Here is a 13,570-nt window from a genome sequence, read left to right on the forward strand (position 1 = left end):
AACACTCCCTGCGACACGGTGTTAGTGGAGCGACTGCCAGCGCGAGACCGCTTTGAAAAACTGTACGGCTTGCAGCGTCGAAAAAGTCTCGCGTAGGCCGGCATTTGATTTAATTTCGGATAGCCCTTCGCCCGGCCGTGCTGCCCGGCCGGGGCGGTCTTCGCCTCGTGGGCGAGCTACGAGGCCGTCGGAGCAACAGTGGCGCGCAGGCAAAATGGACCAATGCTGCGGTCACCGTCCCTTTGCAGACGCATGCAACCGTTAAACCGGACAGCATTATGGGTGCCCGCCACCGGGAGGCTGATTACTCCAGTCGCGACGTGGACGTATTGGCCGCTTTACAGGCCGGCTCACATCGCGTTGCCCAGGTGTGACACGCAAGTCCGCTGTTTCGCAAACGGTTTCTCACCTGTTGGCTCCCGTCCTGATAACGCTACTGCGTCGGTTCCTGCCCGCACCGGGAAGTCAAGGTTCGTGCACATGGTTTGCTCGTGCAATGGGAGGTCGGCTAAATACGGGCCGACCAGCTTTTTTAACGGAGGCCGAAATGGACGTACCAGTCACCGAAGAGCAGATTCGGACCCTCGCTTTTTACCTCTGGGAAAAGGACGGCAGCCCGGCGGGCCGGTCGGAAGAATACTGGGACAGGGCACGCCGGCAACTGGAGGGCGAGAACGATTCGCCCGCCGCATCCGAGGGAGACGTTGCGATGTAGCTGTTTTCGGCGGCGACGTCGCAATGCCGGACCGGGGGACGGTGTGGAAGACGATAGCGGTAGCAAATCCTGGCACTGCCGCAGTGGTTCTGACAGACGCACGGTTTGCCTCGTGTGGTTCTGGTGCTGCCGGGTTATCCGCCGGCGCAGGTTTCGTGCGGACATTCACCGGGGTGTCGCGCATCGATTGACTGCAGAAGTGAGAGGACTGATGCGCTGCCCCTTCAAGCGACGGCTGGCACGTCGGGCGCCTAGGATGAAATGACCGAGGTGCGGGAATCGCGCCTCCTAACCGAGAGGAGTGGAAATCATGGCCAAGCAGGACACTGAAGCCAGCGTTTACAGCGTCACTGAGATTATCGGCACCAGCCCGAATTCCTGGGAGGATGCCGCGAAGAATGCAGTGGAAATCGCTGCGAATTCGCTGCGCGATTTACGCGTTGCCGAAGTCTGCAAGCTGGACATGAGGGTCGATGGCGGCAAGGTCGTCGAGTATCGCGCGCGCGTATCTTTGTCATTCAAGTATGAAGCCTGAGGAGCGGCTCACATCGGCAGGCGCACGTGTTGTGGGAAGGAAACGCGCGGGAGGACGCGCAGACAAAAGCCGTCGGGGCGTCGTTCTCGACATTCGCGCGGAGCCCAGTAGCCGACATTGCACAGATTCCTGGACCAGCCCTTGCTCGCAACCAGACTCCTGCCCAGTAGCGTTGTTCGGTGTGCCATCGACGAATGGCTCCCGGATTACCCGCTACCTTACCCAGATGGAGGTTGTAATGAGCAGTCTTTCTGGTGAACAAGTCGCTGCTTCGCGAAGAGCCAGTTTGGAAACTCTGTCCGATGCATGGACCAAGGCATTTGGCTGCATCGAAAAGCGGACTGAACTGAACCTGCGGGCGGTCAAATCGACGCTTGCGGAAAACCAGGCAATCGCAAACCTGGCATTGTCAACCAAAGACCCGCAGCAGCTATTCGCATTACAGGCAAGGCGGATGCAAGCCGCCATGCAGGAAGCGCAATCCTACTGGCGCCATGTGAACAACATCATGTTCAATACCCAAGCCGAACTGGCCGCGAGCGCGGAGGCCCAACTGAAGCAGCAACAGCAGAAGACGCACGCGTCGGTAGCCACGGTCGCGAGCAATGCATCGGCGGGAAGCGAAGCCGCTGTGAGTGTGATGCAATCGGCTGTTACTGGCGCCAGTGAGGCGACGGGCGCGACAATTGAGGCCGGTAAAAAGGCCGCCGAACAGGCCCGGGAAATTGCCAAAGACAACGTTGAGGCAACAACGTCCGCCACAAACAAAGCGACCCAGCAGGCCGTTGAAAAAGTGAGAACTCCGACCAAAAAATAAGTGGTATTCAATACGCCTGTCATCCCGGTAACTGCCTGGTGCGCATGCCTTCGGTTTCGGCGTTCTCATCGGAAGGGTCCCGCGTGAGCGGCGTGCGCGGAGTTTGGGTGAGCATCATGGACGGCCGTTGGCTGCGTCAGTAAAACGACGCGTGTTTATGCGAGCGGGTACCAACGCCGCAAGCGGCCGTGGCCTTCTCATGCCCGGTCAATGACTGACGGGAGGCGCGAGAAGGGATATGGAAGGCATCCCCGCCGCATCAGCCGGCGAAGACGCTTGAGCCTGGCAGCGCGGCTGCCAGTGCTGCTTGCTAAAAATCCCGCTGCCCCGCGCGTCGGCGACGTTGTGGCGGTCGGGGCCAGCTGCGCGCCAGGCACGCATCATGGTGGAGAACTCATTGAGACAGCGGAAAGCCTCGCGCGGTTACTGGCCGCCTTGGACACAGCCAGCGGTGGCAATAACCTCCGCCGCGGGCGTTCATTCGCCGTCCGATTTGTTACGAGGAACTGCGCTGTATTAAATGCCTGATGAACGCATAGGAGAGTATACTTAAGTATTAGTCCGTAGACCGAACGGATAGGCAACGCCATTTAATAATACGTATTACAAAAGAAGAACTTTGGGCACAGCCGCGAACTTCTCGTAATAGGAATATTGAATGAACGTGCTTGTCGTTGACGATAATGAAATCGTTGCGGACAGTCTGGCTTTTCTGCTGGAATGCTACGGCCACCGGGCTGTGGTGGCCTACGATGGCGAAACCGCGCTGACGCTGCTTCGTACCGGCGCCTTTGAACTCACTTTCCTTGACGAGCACCTGCCCGGCATCAAAGGCAGTGCCGTGGCACTGTCGCTGAAGGAATCGCCGGTTCACCCCGGGCCTTTCGTCGTTTCCATGACGGGAGACGCTGACAGCCAGGAGGGCGTTGTCCGCCTCTTCGATGTCTGTCTGCAGAAGCCGTTCTCCTCCGAAGCACTCATGCAGGTCATCGAAAATGCGCGGAGGGGCAGTGATGCGCGCTGTCTTCTTGCAGCCTAGCCTGTCCCGTCATATCCCCAGTCCATAAACAGGATGACGAATTCCTCGCCGCCGAATGATAGCCATCTATTTTTGGGGATATCGAAATGACGAGGAATGCATGCGACGTCTCTTTGTATTTTCAGGCAGTACTGTCCGGATATCGGCGGTGGATGCCTGACCGGGTACGGCAGGAACTTCCGGAAAACCCGCGGGCGCACGGCGCTACCATTCGTTTTAAATGTTGAATTCGCAACAACGGACAATCATCCCGTTTTTCGAGCAATCAGTTTGAGAGGAGCACAGTCAGATGCCAACCGGTACTGTGAAGTGGTTTAACGATGTAAAAGGCTTTGGATTTATCGCGCCGGACGACGGTGGCGAGGACCTGTTTGCGCACTTCTCCGAGATTCAGGCAAACGGGTTCAAATCGCTGCAGGAAAACCAGAAGGTCAGCTTTGACGTGAAGCAAGGCCCGAAGGGTAAGCAGGCGGCCAATATACAGCCGCAATAAGCCATCCAGAAAAATGGCCATAGGGATTCAATATTGCGTAGTCCGGATTTTCTGAAGGGAAGAAGGCTCGACGTGGCGGCGACCAGCCCGTCCCTTAACGATGAGCCTCCTTCCCTGTGTCCCTCATCAGGAACACTTGACCGCTCGTCGCATTGGTCACGAACCTGACGGGCTGTGGCGATGCAAAGTCGCAACGCCGTCATGAGCAAGAGTAGCGTGACTTCAGGCTGCGAGTCGTCGGGCGGCGATTAAGAAACATACTGAGAGATATCAAGAATGATGAACCAGGATACCGCAAGCGGTCATCTCGAACGTAGCACGGAGAACGACCGCCTGAGACGGGCATTGGCGGCCCGCCTTGACAAAGCGTTCAAGCGGGCCGGCCTGAGTTCGGCGCGCGCAGCGACGGCGCTGGGTGTCAGCAAATACCACGTGGACTACTGGCGACATGGAATCACCGTGCCGCCCCTGGATGCCTGCAGGCGTCTTGCCGCCGACCTCAATGTCGACGTTCACTGGCTTTGCACCGGGCAGACTCAGCACGCCTAGTCCGCATTTCAACGGCGGCGCATCGGGTCGGCGCGCCGTGCATCCGTACGCGATACCCCAGGTGCGCCCGACGCGCCAGCGCGGCGGACCATCGATTCAATCCGGCGCAACTGTGCCCGTGCTGTTCTGTCCGCCCGGTCGTCGGCCGGTCAGGCAGGTTGGTGGGGCGATGAAGCTGGAAGCGAAGTGGCGTCGTAGAGCCGGCGCACCTCGCGCCGGCTTTCCACACCCAAAACGGTACTGCCCGAAAGCGGGCATCCACCAGGGAGCGGCCTGGTCTTTTACGCCCTGGCCGTGACGACCTTGCCGGCCCTGTCGACGACTTCCACGGCTTCCTGGGCTGCCCCCATGGCCTGCTGCTGGAACGCGGCTCCCGCATCTCGCATCGCCTCGAAGCTCTTTGACCAGAAGGCAGCAAACGTGCCGCTTTGCATTGGCGTGTTTTTGCCGAGATTGTCTGCGAGCGCTTGACTTTCACGCACGTACGCGCTCACCTGCTTCTGGCTCTGCGCGAGCAGCTCGCTTCTGGTCTCGGTGACAATTTCATTGACGTGCCGCCAGTAGGCCTGCGCCTTCTCGTTCACCAACGCGGTCTGTCGCCTCTGCAACTCGAGCAACGCCTGAGGGTCGTTGGTCGATACCGCCTCGGAGAGGACCACATGGTTTTCGGCCAGCGAGGCTTTCGCCGCCTGTACATTTAAATCAACGAGCTTTTCAACGCCCGGATAGGCAGCGTTCAGGAAGCCAAAGAGCGCATCCACACCTGCTTTCTGGGCCGCAACGAACTGTTCAGGGACCTGTGCAATCATCTGTGTACCTCCATGTCAGAACTTTGGGTTGGCGACTCTGGCCCTTGCAATGCAGCGATGCGTGGCAACTCATGCCACCAAGCATCCGCGTTCTTTTTGTGTTGTAGCTTTTTGCACTGCACCAACCGTAGCCTTTCGGGCGCACACCGTCAACCAGGGGAATTCTGCTGTCATCGACCGCCAGGTTACTTCGCGCGACTTCGACGGCCTGCTTCGTTGCCGTTTGCATGTTCGGCAACAGTGACGAACTGATGACGCGCCTCGTAGCGAAGCTCCCGTGTCGGCTTGATTTCCGATTCTGGGTCCGCTGGCGTACGGGTCTCAACTGCGATTGCCGGTACAACTTCCTCCGCGGTGGGCTGCATAATGGACCTGATGCGTGCGTCGATAGGTGCAGGAGCTACCCTCGAATCGGAAGGCCATCATACGATGACAACCCTTGACGGTTGCGACGCGTTTGAACTCGTGTCGGGCAAGTTGCCGGCCGTCACCATCTCTGACTGGAATAGGCCGCGTGTTGACGGTATGGGGCTATGCCGCCTGTTGCGCCACAGCCAGCCTTCGTCTGGGTTGCCGGTCATCCTGATTTCGGCCGACGAGCCACCCAACGACAGCCGCTTGCGGTTACATGATGCGTACCTGCGTGTTGGCTCAATTTGTATGAGATTCAACCAGCGCAGGTGTCGCGGAAGCCGTGTTCGACCCGTATGGCCAGGGTGCCAGGGCAACGCGCTGCCAGCCGGGACGGCTTCGCGCTCAGCCTCAGCGTGTATCATGGTCCGCATAGCCTCTGGCCTGACGGAGAGACGCTTGTGGATGTATCGTTCCTCATCGACCCGATTCACAAAACCGTCAGCAGCGTGCATGACGGCTATTCCCGTGCTGGCGAACTTATCGGCACAGATTTGACCGATACGGCGACCCTGTGGGGTGATGCTGCCGACTCGGACACCTCGGTACAAGTCATCGTCGCGGACGACAGCCTTACAAACAACACTATCCCGCGCGGCTTTTTCAAGGTTACGCTCGCGCTGGAGAACGTAAGAGTGGAACGGGTACTTGCGGGAAAAGCAGTACTCAATGCGTATGGCAGACCACCTCCCGACATCAAGGAGCAAGTCAGAACGCTCAAGGCCGTGCCCGAGCGGGTCAGCTTTATCAGCGTTGAAGACGCGTTTCACTGGTTCGAGGAAAACACTGGCGGCTCACCGTTTTCACTAGAGGGCTAAAGCGGGCTTGCGCTCAGGAACGCTCACGTTTCTCCATAAAGGGCTTGTGTACGCGAGATACAGTGAGGCCTATGTCGATTTTCCGCGAACGGATGCCCTGTAGCCAATGTTCTGTTGGTCCTTTAGCCGCGCGTCGCGGTTGCAGAGCGTCTGCAGTTGCCGTTCTCCACTGGACTTTCGGGCTGAAAACCGTGGCGTGCCACGATACGGCTGAAGCTCACCCTCGGCCTGTCGGCAGCAGGCGGAAACACGTACCAGCTGCCGTCATCGTGCATGAAGAACAACGCGCGCACTCCGCGTGATGACGACGTCTCAACGGACACACATCGTCGCCCGCCCAACCGGGTGCGACTGAATCTGGTCACATGAACCGATATCGCCGGAGCCGGTGCGAGCCATTTCTCGACCTGGCAACGAGGGACTGCCCGTTCATGCTTTTCATGTTCCGCTCCAGCAGGTACAAAGCCCACCGGCGTTGAAACCAGCGCGGGTCGCGACGAGAGGCGGACGGTTCTCGCCTCTTGCATCCTTAACGTCGCCGATGGCCGAGATGTTGACCACGGGTTTGTGAGTTCTGAAACCGAAAATTTCGCGTTGAGCTGGCGGCAGACGGCCGCCGCGGAGGAAGGCGGCCGACGAAGCCACGTGCGCCTTACCTCGGGCCAGGACAGAAATAGTCCCGGCGAAGCGGACACACACTCTGCGACCCGGTTCGCCGTGCTGGCGCGTTGCCCTCGCTTTACGTCACCGTGCCTTGACGCCCGGGCCGGCGGGCGGGACACTCAACGCGAGTCGTTGTGCGGCCGACGTCTCGCGCGGCGCTGAGTAACACGGACCTCTGAGACACTCTGACGGGGCACGTCGCACGCCGACTGGAACAGAGGCCGCGGAAGGAGAAACCCCGTGGCGTTTGCACTGTCGTTTTCACAACTGTTTTCAGACTCGGTTGGCGAAAGCCATTTTGCGTCGGTAAACATCGAACTGGTCACCCGCAACTTCGCGCCCCCTGCTGAATCCTTTGACGTGTCGGATTTCGCGGCAGCGACACGCTACGGATTTGTGCACGTGCCCAGCGGATGGGTCGGGGACCTTCATCCTTCGCCCACGTGCCTGTGGGTATTTTTTCTCAGCGGGGAGATTGAGTTCGAGGCCAGTGACGGTGAGCGACGTCGAGTCGCGGCAGGAGACGCGATACTGCTTGAGGATACGACGGGCAAGGGACATCAGAGTCGTGTCATCGGCGACGTGCCGGCGCTTCTCGCCGTGGTTCAAGTTTGACGTCTTGGTTTCCTTGGCTCGGCGCCAAGCAACCGCAGCAGCACCTTCCCGTCTACGGTCAGCGCAAGCGTGGCGTCGCCGTCTTCTGACGCGATGAGATGGACTAGCCCCGCTGCCTGGAGGGCGATGACGTCTGGCGTTACTGCCTTCGTCTCGGCGGACGCATTGCGCAGGCGCAAGAGCGTCGCGAGTTCCTGCGCGCTCAGCGTCACGGGGTGCCTATGAGCACGATGCGTCGAAGAGCTGCCGTCATAGTCTTTTGCTTCCATGACCGTGTCATCCCTGCAAGTTGTGTTATGGAGTCCGAACCCATCGGGCGGGCGCTGGTTTGAAAAATGAATTGTGGCCAATCCAAGCGACGATAGGGGAAAACATGTGGTTTCCCGCGTAACTTCTTGTAAGTGCTGACGCGACCAGCGCCAGCCTGCAGCCAATAGCACTTTAGCGAGCGCACAAGCTGTTGGTATGTCCGCGACCAGCCGCCGCCGGTAGGCAGGCTTCACACTTGTGCTATTGCGCTCAAGGCAATTTGCTGACGACCTCCTTGATCTCGTCGAGTGAGAAAGCGCGCATTATCTGCGTGCTCGTGTTGCCCAGCGCGCCGACCGCCAGGCTGATGTAGTTGCCACGATAATCTCCTATTCAACGAATAGATACATCCTGCGCGGATACGCAGGATGTCAATCTTTTTCCATCCAGTACTCCCCTTCACACTTGGTGTCATTCAGATTTTTTGACAGGTCGACGTTGCTCAAAACACGCAACGTGCCTCGCATGCCACGCAACTTCCGGTCGTCTTTTCTCGTATTCTTGAACTGCCGTACGCTAGAACTAGAACAAAGACAAGACCGTCCTTTCCGATTCTCTGTCAGTCAACGGAAGATACGTGTCAATGCAAATTGAATTATCGGAAGCCGACGGGCGCTCAAGCGTCCTGTCGCGCCGGAGTAGCAGTGTGCGAGAGAAGCTGGCATGTGCTGGATTTTGCGGTTCGCTGTTCGAGGGCGGCGGCAGTCGCGAGGATAAGGCGGCCCGACGGCCGATTCCTGTCGCGCCGCAAGCTACCCCACGAGCGCTTCCAGCCGACCCGTCTTGAATAAACAGTTCAAGGCTTCGAGCATGTCCCCGAGGTGAAGCAACAGCTCTCGTCTATCAAATCGGTCGTCCATCGCCGCATCTCCTTTCATTGCGTCCATGTTCGATGATACGTGCCTCGTGGGGAGATTCACCGACCGCGTTGTCCGTGGCCCGCCGACCGGAATGGTCGGCAGACGACGAAAGCGCATGTCGTCCGCATGAGCCCGTCGTCTGGCTTAATTCATCCCAGAGGTCTTGTATCGCGCGCCGCTGTGCAATGGACAGGATACTGATGTTGTGAAACATTGCCGGGGCAGTTCCTGCAATCGAGGCGTCAAATGCCAAGCGTCTAAAGCGACGGTTTGGTGTCACACCACATGTCGGAAACGCCAATTGTTCAGAGCATTGTTCTCTGTTAAAAACGTATGTGTGCGACGGTCCACCGTCGCGTTTTACAACACATCAGTCTTTGAATAGGGTCAGGAAAATGGTAACGGGTACCGTGAAGTGGTTTAACGACGCAAAGGGTTTTGGTTTCATCACGCCGGATGGCGGTGGCGAAGACCTGTTCGCGCACTTTTCCGAAATCCAGAGCAGCGGCTTCAAGTCACTGCAGGAAAATCAGAAGGTGACCTTTGAAGTGAAGCAAGGCCCGAAGGGCAAACAGGCGGCAAACATTCAGCCAGTCTGACACCTCAGCGCACTCGCTATCGCGCAAGCAAGTGGTCCGCCGAGGCGGACCATTCCTTTTTCAGCTATGCGCCGTGACATGGTCTCCCCGGGTGTGCTGGTTTCGGACGTGAGTAAAAGACGTGGTCGAGCATCACGTGCGCGGGAATGAACGGCGCCTTCGACTTCGTCGCATTCTCGACTGCCTGGTCAGCTGCCTTGGTCACCTCTGATGCGGCCTTCGTTCCTTTCCGACCTTCTCGACGTGGACTTCGCGTGGCTATGCGCAGATGAAGCGTAGGCCACGGCATGTCGTCGCAATCTCATCGGACACGGCCTCGCACGTGGTTCGACCTGTCACCACTCACCGGCACCTCGGTCGGCTCACGTGTCTGGGCCCTGCCATTGACCGGCAGCACGGTCGAAATGGCATGCTTGAACACAAGTTGTGAGCCTGAGCCAGACTCCAGCAGAACTACAAACTGATCAAAGGCGGCCGGTTGACCGCTCAGTCTGATGCCGTTCACGAGGAACACATTTACGGTGGTCTTGTCCCTTACGAGGGTCTGCAGAAAGTCGTCTTGTACGCTGGGCGTGCGGTCATGTTCTGAGGTCAATGGGATAGGTCCTTCGATTGTGGTGCCGGCGATAGCTGAAGCCGCCTGGCAGTCCAGATGAAATGCGTCACTGGGACCCGGCGGCTTTGAGTCGTCGCGCTTGCGCAATCTCGCACGGGTGCTGGTGGTCGTTTCGGGTTGAATAAGTATGAGCGCACGGCAGCGTGGCGGATGAAGGTGCTCAGACGTCGGCGCAAGCGGGGCGAGGTCACTCATCCGGGCGAATGACCGTGGGTCGCGCGGAGGGCCTCTGCGTGAGTACAGGTCCTGGCGTTCAGCGGATGAATGCGCAGACAGGAGTATCGTACGCGCTCGTCGACTGCTCCATCGCATCACTCTTCTCCCACCAGGCGTTGAAGCCCGGGAAAGGCACGTACCCACGCGTGCCAGTAGGCCGACGTTGGGTCTTTGAATCATTGCCGCACGAAGCTTTGCCGTGCGGCAGACCTCAGCCTGCACCGCCGCGGTCGCGGCGAATACCACCTCCCAGGGAATGTCATCCTCGCGACTGGCACTCTCAAGGTCGGCGAACAGTTCGCGCCAGAATTGGTGCCCCTGCTGGAGCGACCGGGACCGCGAGGACCGCAGGCGCGCCAGCCAGGCCGCTGTGCGGATGGCTTCCCTCTGCACTGCCATCCTGGATGTCCGGAAGCGGGCCAAAACACCGCCCCGCCAGACGACAAACGACGCGACGAAGAACGCCAACGCCGAAACGACGGCCAATGTCTGGTTTCCCTGTAGAAAATATCCGTCTGCCACACAGTCACCATCGGTCGGCGCGTGCTCCCCGGAATGCGTGACGGTACGCAGGTCATGAACGGAACCATGACGTTGTCTGTCGGCTCCGCGGCCCAAGGTCGGCCAGCGCCTTGACAGGGCTTTTGTGAGATTAGCGGCCGGCCTTGATGTCATTGTTCGTTCCGGGATATTTCGCAACGGGAATAATGCGCGGCCGGGGCCTGGACGGTATGTGCGGTGGGCGACGTCAGATGCATTCGGATAAAAGAGCGAGCAGGGCTCGCTTCGTACCGTTTCGGGTCATCATCGACATCACCCGGATGGCACAAGGGTTCGTCGGCAGCATCTCGATGAACGTACTCCCAGGAAGCGATGGTGCCGCATCGGCATGGAGGTCCGCCCTTTCGGCAGCGAGCCAGATGGTCGGCGCAACGCGGAACGATTTGCGGCACTCGCCTCGCACCCGCTTCCGAAGAACGCGGATGCATCCTGAAGTGCGTTTCCGAACGTACGGAAGCGCTGCGACGTTTTATCCTCGACTGCCTGCAGGAACGCCTGGCACGACATGGACCCGTATCCATTCGTTTATAAACAGCACGTCGTCGCGCCTCTCGCATCAATCTTCAGGCTGGGTTAGACAGCAAACATATCTTTCACGCACCCCGCTGGACGGCGTGGGGCATTCGGACTGCTCGCCTGTCTGATGTCGGAGAACGCCGCGCTTCAGTCCGCTGCTACATATGCCAAGGTTCACATTGACGGTGCAACACCATTGCGCTTCCCATCGCCGGCGAGGATGACACTGTCCGCGTTCGCGGGGCGCCTGTCGCGGAGATACTTTGGATGGAAGACTGCATCGCCCCTCTTAACTGAGAGCCCGGTCAGTGCGCACACGGTATCTCGTCGCGCGAGCACTCGGGTCCATGTCTGGTACCCATACCGGCCGCCGGTAGGGTCCTGCCATGCGACGATAATCATTCTGTCGTTCACAACCTCGATGATTTGGACTGTTCGCACGGGCCGGTCTTCTGGGTCGTCCGCGCGCGGATTTGCCTCGGCCCAATCGCGCTCGAGCACGGCAGCACCGTCAACAGCAGTATGCCCGTAGAGCTTTGCCAACCAGCCATCCAGCTCACAAACTTTTGTCATGGCGCACCTCCGAAGGAGCGACTTCCAGTCACTCTGTGCCCGGGTATCCGGGCGAACCTGAAAAACTTCCTGTTCGAAGGTTTCGAACGACACACATAAGCACGTATTCGACATCGCCTATCAGCCATGCGCCGCATTGTTTCTCGGTAGCATCGATATGCATCATTGCTACGTGCGCCTGCTGGATGTCTGCAATTTCGTCTGGCCGGGGCGACCGACTCCCCGGCAACAAACAGCTGTCGACCCGAAGTCATAAATAGCTATCGCGAGCCATGACCTCGCCGAAACGCGTCCAGACCCTTGTAGCATTGAAGACGCATGGCCTGGGTCACGTGCCCATGCGCGGCGCGACCAACGATAAGCACTCGCAGTAGCGGTGACATCGCCGGAGGGGGGGCGGGTCCGCGATTTGCCAGGCATGATGACGCTTACCTCCTGCCGTAACTCCCGGCCTCGCCGCCGAAGCCCAAAAATCGCCGCCAGTGCGCTGGCGGTTAAACAGGGGCGTGGTGAGCAATCTTGGCAGCAAAGAACTAAGACACGCTTAAAAACGTAGTAATTGCGGCACGGCTAGTGCTCACCGTGAAGACAGTCCGCAAGACTATGTCTCTATCTTGGCCTTTCAGGCTTGGCCTCGTGGTGACACGCTCGTTACAGTTTCGTCATCTGCGCTTGATTGCGAATCTGTAAATCCACGGTCACTCCGTCGATGCGACGCACTTCCGCCATGGGCCTGTCGATGGAACCGACGACGGGGGTGACGTCGCCGCGTGCGATTCGTAATGCGGTGTTGGACCATTCTCAACTGCAGCGTGACGGTCGCCCGCTCTAGGGCTATATCAAGCATCCGACGCAGTACGGCGCGCTGCATCCGCAAACATTTCTTGAAAAAGTTGACGTTGCTCGTTTGTTAAATGCATTGCCGCCGGATGCATTGCAAGAACTATGTGAAGCCTGAGGTCGCCCTGCTTTCCCGACCCGTCGGATAGCCCGTGAGCCGGTAGACGAATATTACTGCCGTGTTGAGAATTCGGTGGAATCGTCATGCGCAGTTCACGCCCGAGTATCCTTGCTGTGAACGTGCCCCCGAGAGTTGCCGTGACGAAGTCGACGTGGAGCTCTCCGGTCAGGTTTAGCCCTTCGCGATGGAAATCAGCGCCGCACACCACGACTACAGAGAATATCGCGTCTCCAGCAGGGCCCCCATTCGGACCCGGATGTCCTCCCCCTGCGACTACCAGTCGCTGACCATCCCTGGCGCCTGGAGGCACCTTTACCGTATCCGACTTCCAGAAGTTTTCAATACCTTTGCTTTGACACGTTGGGCACCACTGGCTACTGCCTGTACGGCCCGTACCGGCGCAGCTACCGCAACGTCTGCCGTCGGCAAGTTGACCGACCCCGCCGCAGGCTGAACATTGCTTGACGTTGTATCTAGCACTCGCGCCATGACATCGACGACAGATTTCGGTCGACTCGTACCTGGTCGGGACATCTCCGCCATTCAAAGCCACTTCGAGCGGTACATGCAGTTGGTGGTGTCGGTTCGCGCCGCGCATTGGCGGCCTATCTTTTGAACCATATGCGTCCCATCGCCTGGACGCAGACCACGCCGAACGGTCAGCTTGCTGGGATGAGGATTCTTGTTGCGGGGGCTTTGCATTGCGACCGCTATCATTCGCGGGGGTTCGCGTATCGAGCGGAGGTTCGCGTTCGCCAGTTAGAATTTCAAATGCCTCCTGGACTCGCTTAAATACAGGCTCAACTTTTGATTCGCGGCCCTTGTTACGGTCAGGGTGATACTTTGCTCTAAGGCGTCGATACGCACGCTTTACTTCTGCTGACGAGGCAGTGCT

The 13,570-nt window shown here is 58.8% G+C and carries 14 protein-coding genes and 1 pseudogene; 9 read left to right on the forward strand and 6 right to left on the reverse strand.

What is annotated here, in order from left to right; genetic code table 11:
- The first annotated feature begins 547 nt into the window (after positions 1-547).
- The 6 genes from PQR02_RS37765 to PQR02_RS37790 all read left to right on the forward strand — a co-directional run bounded on the left by PQR02_RS37765 (position 548) and on the right by PQR02_RS37790 (position 4,148).
- Positions 548-715: a DUF2934 domain-containing protein gene (locus tag PQR02_RS37765; RefSeq protein ID WP_408242537.1), complete on the forward strand. Its 168-nt coding sequence runs from the start codon at positions 548-550 to the stop codon at positions 713-715.
- Positions 716-1,025: 310 nt separating this feature from the next.
- Positions 1,026-1,250 (forward strand): dodecin family protein, encoded by a 225-nt coding sequence (locus tag PQR02_RS37770; protein ID WP_408242942.1) that lies wholly within the window; start codon positions 1,026-1,028, stop codon positions 1,248-1,250.
- A gap of 238 nt (positions 1,251-1,488) precedes the next feature.
- Positions 1,489-2,067: a phasin family protein gene (locus PQR02_RS37775; protein WP_408242943.1), complete on the forward strand. Its 579-nt coding sequence runs from the start codon at positions 1,489-1,491 to the stop codon at positions 2,065-2,067.
- Between the two features lie 658 nt (positions 2,068-2,725).
- Positions 2,726-3,106 (forward strand): response regulator, encoded by a 381-nt coding sequence (locus tag PQR02_RS37780; RefSeq protein WP_408242944.1) that lies wholly within the window; start codon positions 2,726-2,728, stop codon positions 3,104-3,106.
- Positions 3,107-3,395: 289 nt separating this feature from the next.
- Complete coding sequence (locus tag PQR02_RS37785) at positions 3,396-3,599, forward strand: cold-shock protein (RefSeq protein WP_408242945.1); 204 nt, start codon at positions 3,396-3,398, stop codon at positions 3,597-3,599.
- Positions 3,600-3,875: 276 nt separating this feature from the next.
- Entirely contained in the window at positions 3,876-4,148 is a 273-nt protein-coding gene (locus tag PQR02_RS37790; RefSeq protein ID WP_408242946.1) for a helix-turn-helix domain-containing protein, read from the forward strand.
- A gap of 281 nt (positions 4,149-4,429) precedes the next feature.
- Here PQR02_RS37790 and phaP read toward each other — a convergent pair whose 3' ends face one another.
- The gene (gene phaP, locus PQR02_RS37795) at positions 4,430-4,957 is read right to left on the reverse strand and encodes a TIGR01841 family phasin (RefSeq protein WP_408242947.1); all 528 of its coding nucleotides are present in this window, start codon (positions 4,955-4,957) and stop codon (positions 4,430-4,432) included.
- Between the two features lie 812 nt (positions 4,958-5,769).
- On the opposite strand from phaP, the gene PQR02_RS37800 reads away from it, so the two are divergent.
- Positions 5,770-6,186 carry a hypothetical protein gene (locus PQR02_RS37800; RefSeq protein WP_408242948.1) on the forward strand — a complete coding sequence of 139 codons (417 nt, stop codon included), beginning with the start codon at positions 5,770-5,772 and terminating at the stop codon, positions 6,184-6,186.
- Between the two features lie 224 nt (positions 6,187-6,410).
- Here PQR02_RS37800 and PQR02_RS37805 read toward each other — a convergent pair.
- A pseudogene (locus tag PQR02_RS37805) lies at positions 6,411-6,656 on the reverse strand (hypothetical protein); the annotation flags it as partial.
- A gap of 433 nt (positions 6,657-7,089) precedes the next feature.
- Between PQR02_RS37805 and PQR02_RS37810 the strand changes: the two are divergent.
- The gene (locus PQR02_RS37810; protein ID WP_408242949.1) at positions 7,090-7,464 is read left to right on the forward strand and encodes a cupin domain-containing protein; all 375 of its coding nucleotides are present in this window, start codon (positions 7,090-7,092) and stop codon (positions 7,462-7,464) included.
- Here the strand turns inward: PQR02_RS37810 and PQR02_RS37815 are convergent.
- Positions 7,455-7,733, reverse strand: coding sequence for a hypothetical protein (locus tag PQR02_RS37815; protein WP_408242950.1), 279 nt, complete (start codon positions 7,731-7,733; stop codon positions 7,455-7,457). The two genes, PQR02_RS37810 and PQR02_RS37815, sit on opposite strands and share 10 nt — an antisense overlap.
- A 1,295-nt stretch (positions 7,734-9,028) precedes the next feature.
- Here PQR02_RS37815 and PQR02_RS37820 point away from each other — a divergent pair.
- Positions 9,029-9,232, forward strand: coding sequence for a cold-shock protein (locus tag PQR02_RS37820; RefSeq protein ID WP_408242951.1), 204 nt, complete (start codon positions 9,029-9,031; stop codon positions 9,230-9,232).
- Between the two features lie 301 nt (positions 9,233-9,533).
- Here PQR02_RS37820 and hfq read toward each other — a convergent pair whose 3' ends face one another.
- The 3 genes from hfq to PQR02_RS37835 form a co-directional block, all read right to left on the reverse strand.
- Positions 9,534-10,739, reverse strand: a complete 1,206-nt coding sequence (hfq, locus tag PQR02_RS37825; RefSeq protein ID WP_408242952.1) for an RNA chaperone Hfq — start codon at positions 10,737-10,739, stop codon at positions 9,534-9,536.
- 576 nt (positions 10,740-11,315) lie between these two features.
- A complete protein-coding gene (locus tag PQR02_RS37830; protein WP_408242953.1) occupies positions 11,316-11,714 on the reverse strand; it encodes a DUF3331 domain-containing protein in 399 nt (132 codons plus the stop codon).
- Between the two features lie 839 nt (positions 11,715-12,553).
- Positions 12,554-13,570, reverse strand: a 1,017-nt coding sequence (locus tag PQR02_RS37835) for a DnaJ C-terminal domain-containing protein (RefSeq protein WP_408242954.1), incomplete at its 5' end; no start/stop codon positions are given.

The sequence above is a fragment of the Paraburkholderia sediminicola genome (assembly GCF_046026895.1).
Lineage (GTDB): Bacteria > Pseudomonadota > Gammaproteobacteria > Burkholderiales > Burkholderiaceae > Paraburkholderia > Paraburkholderia sediminicola_C.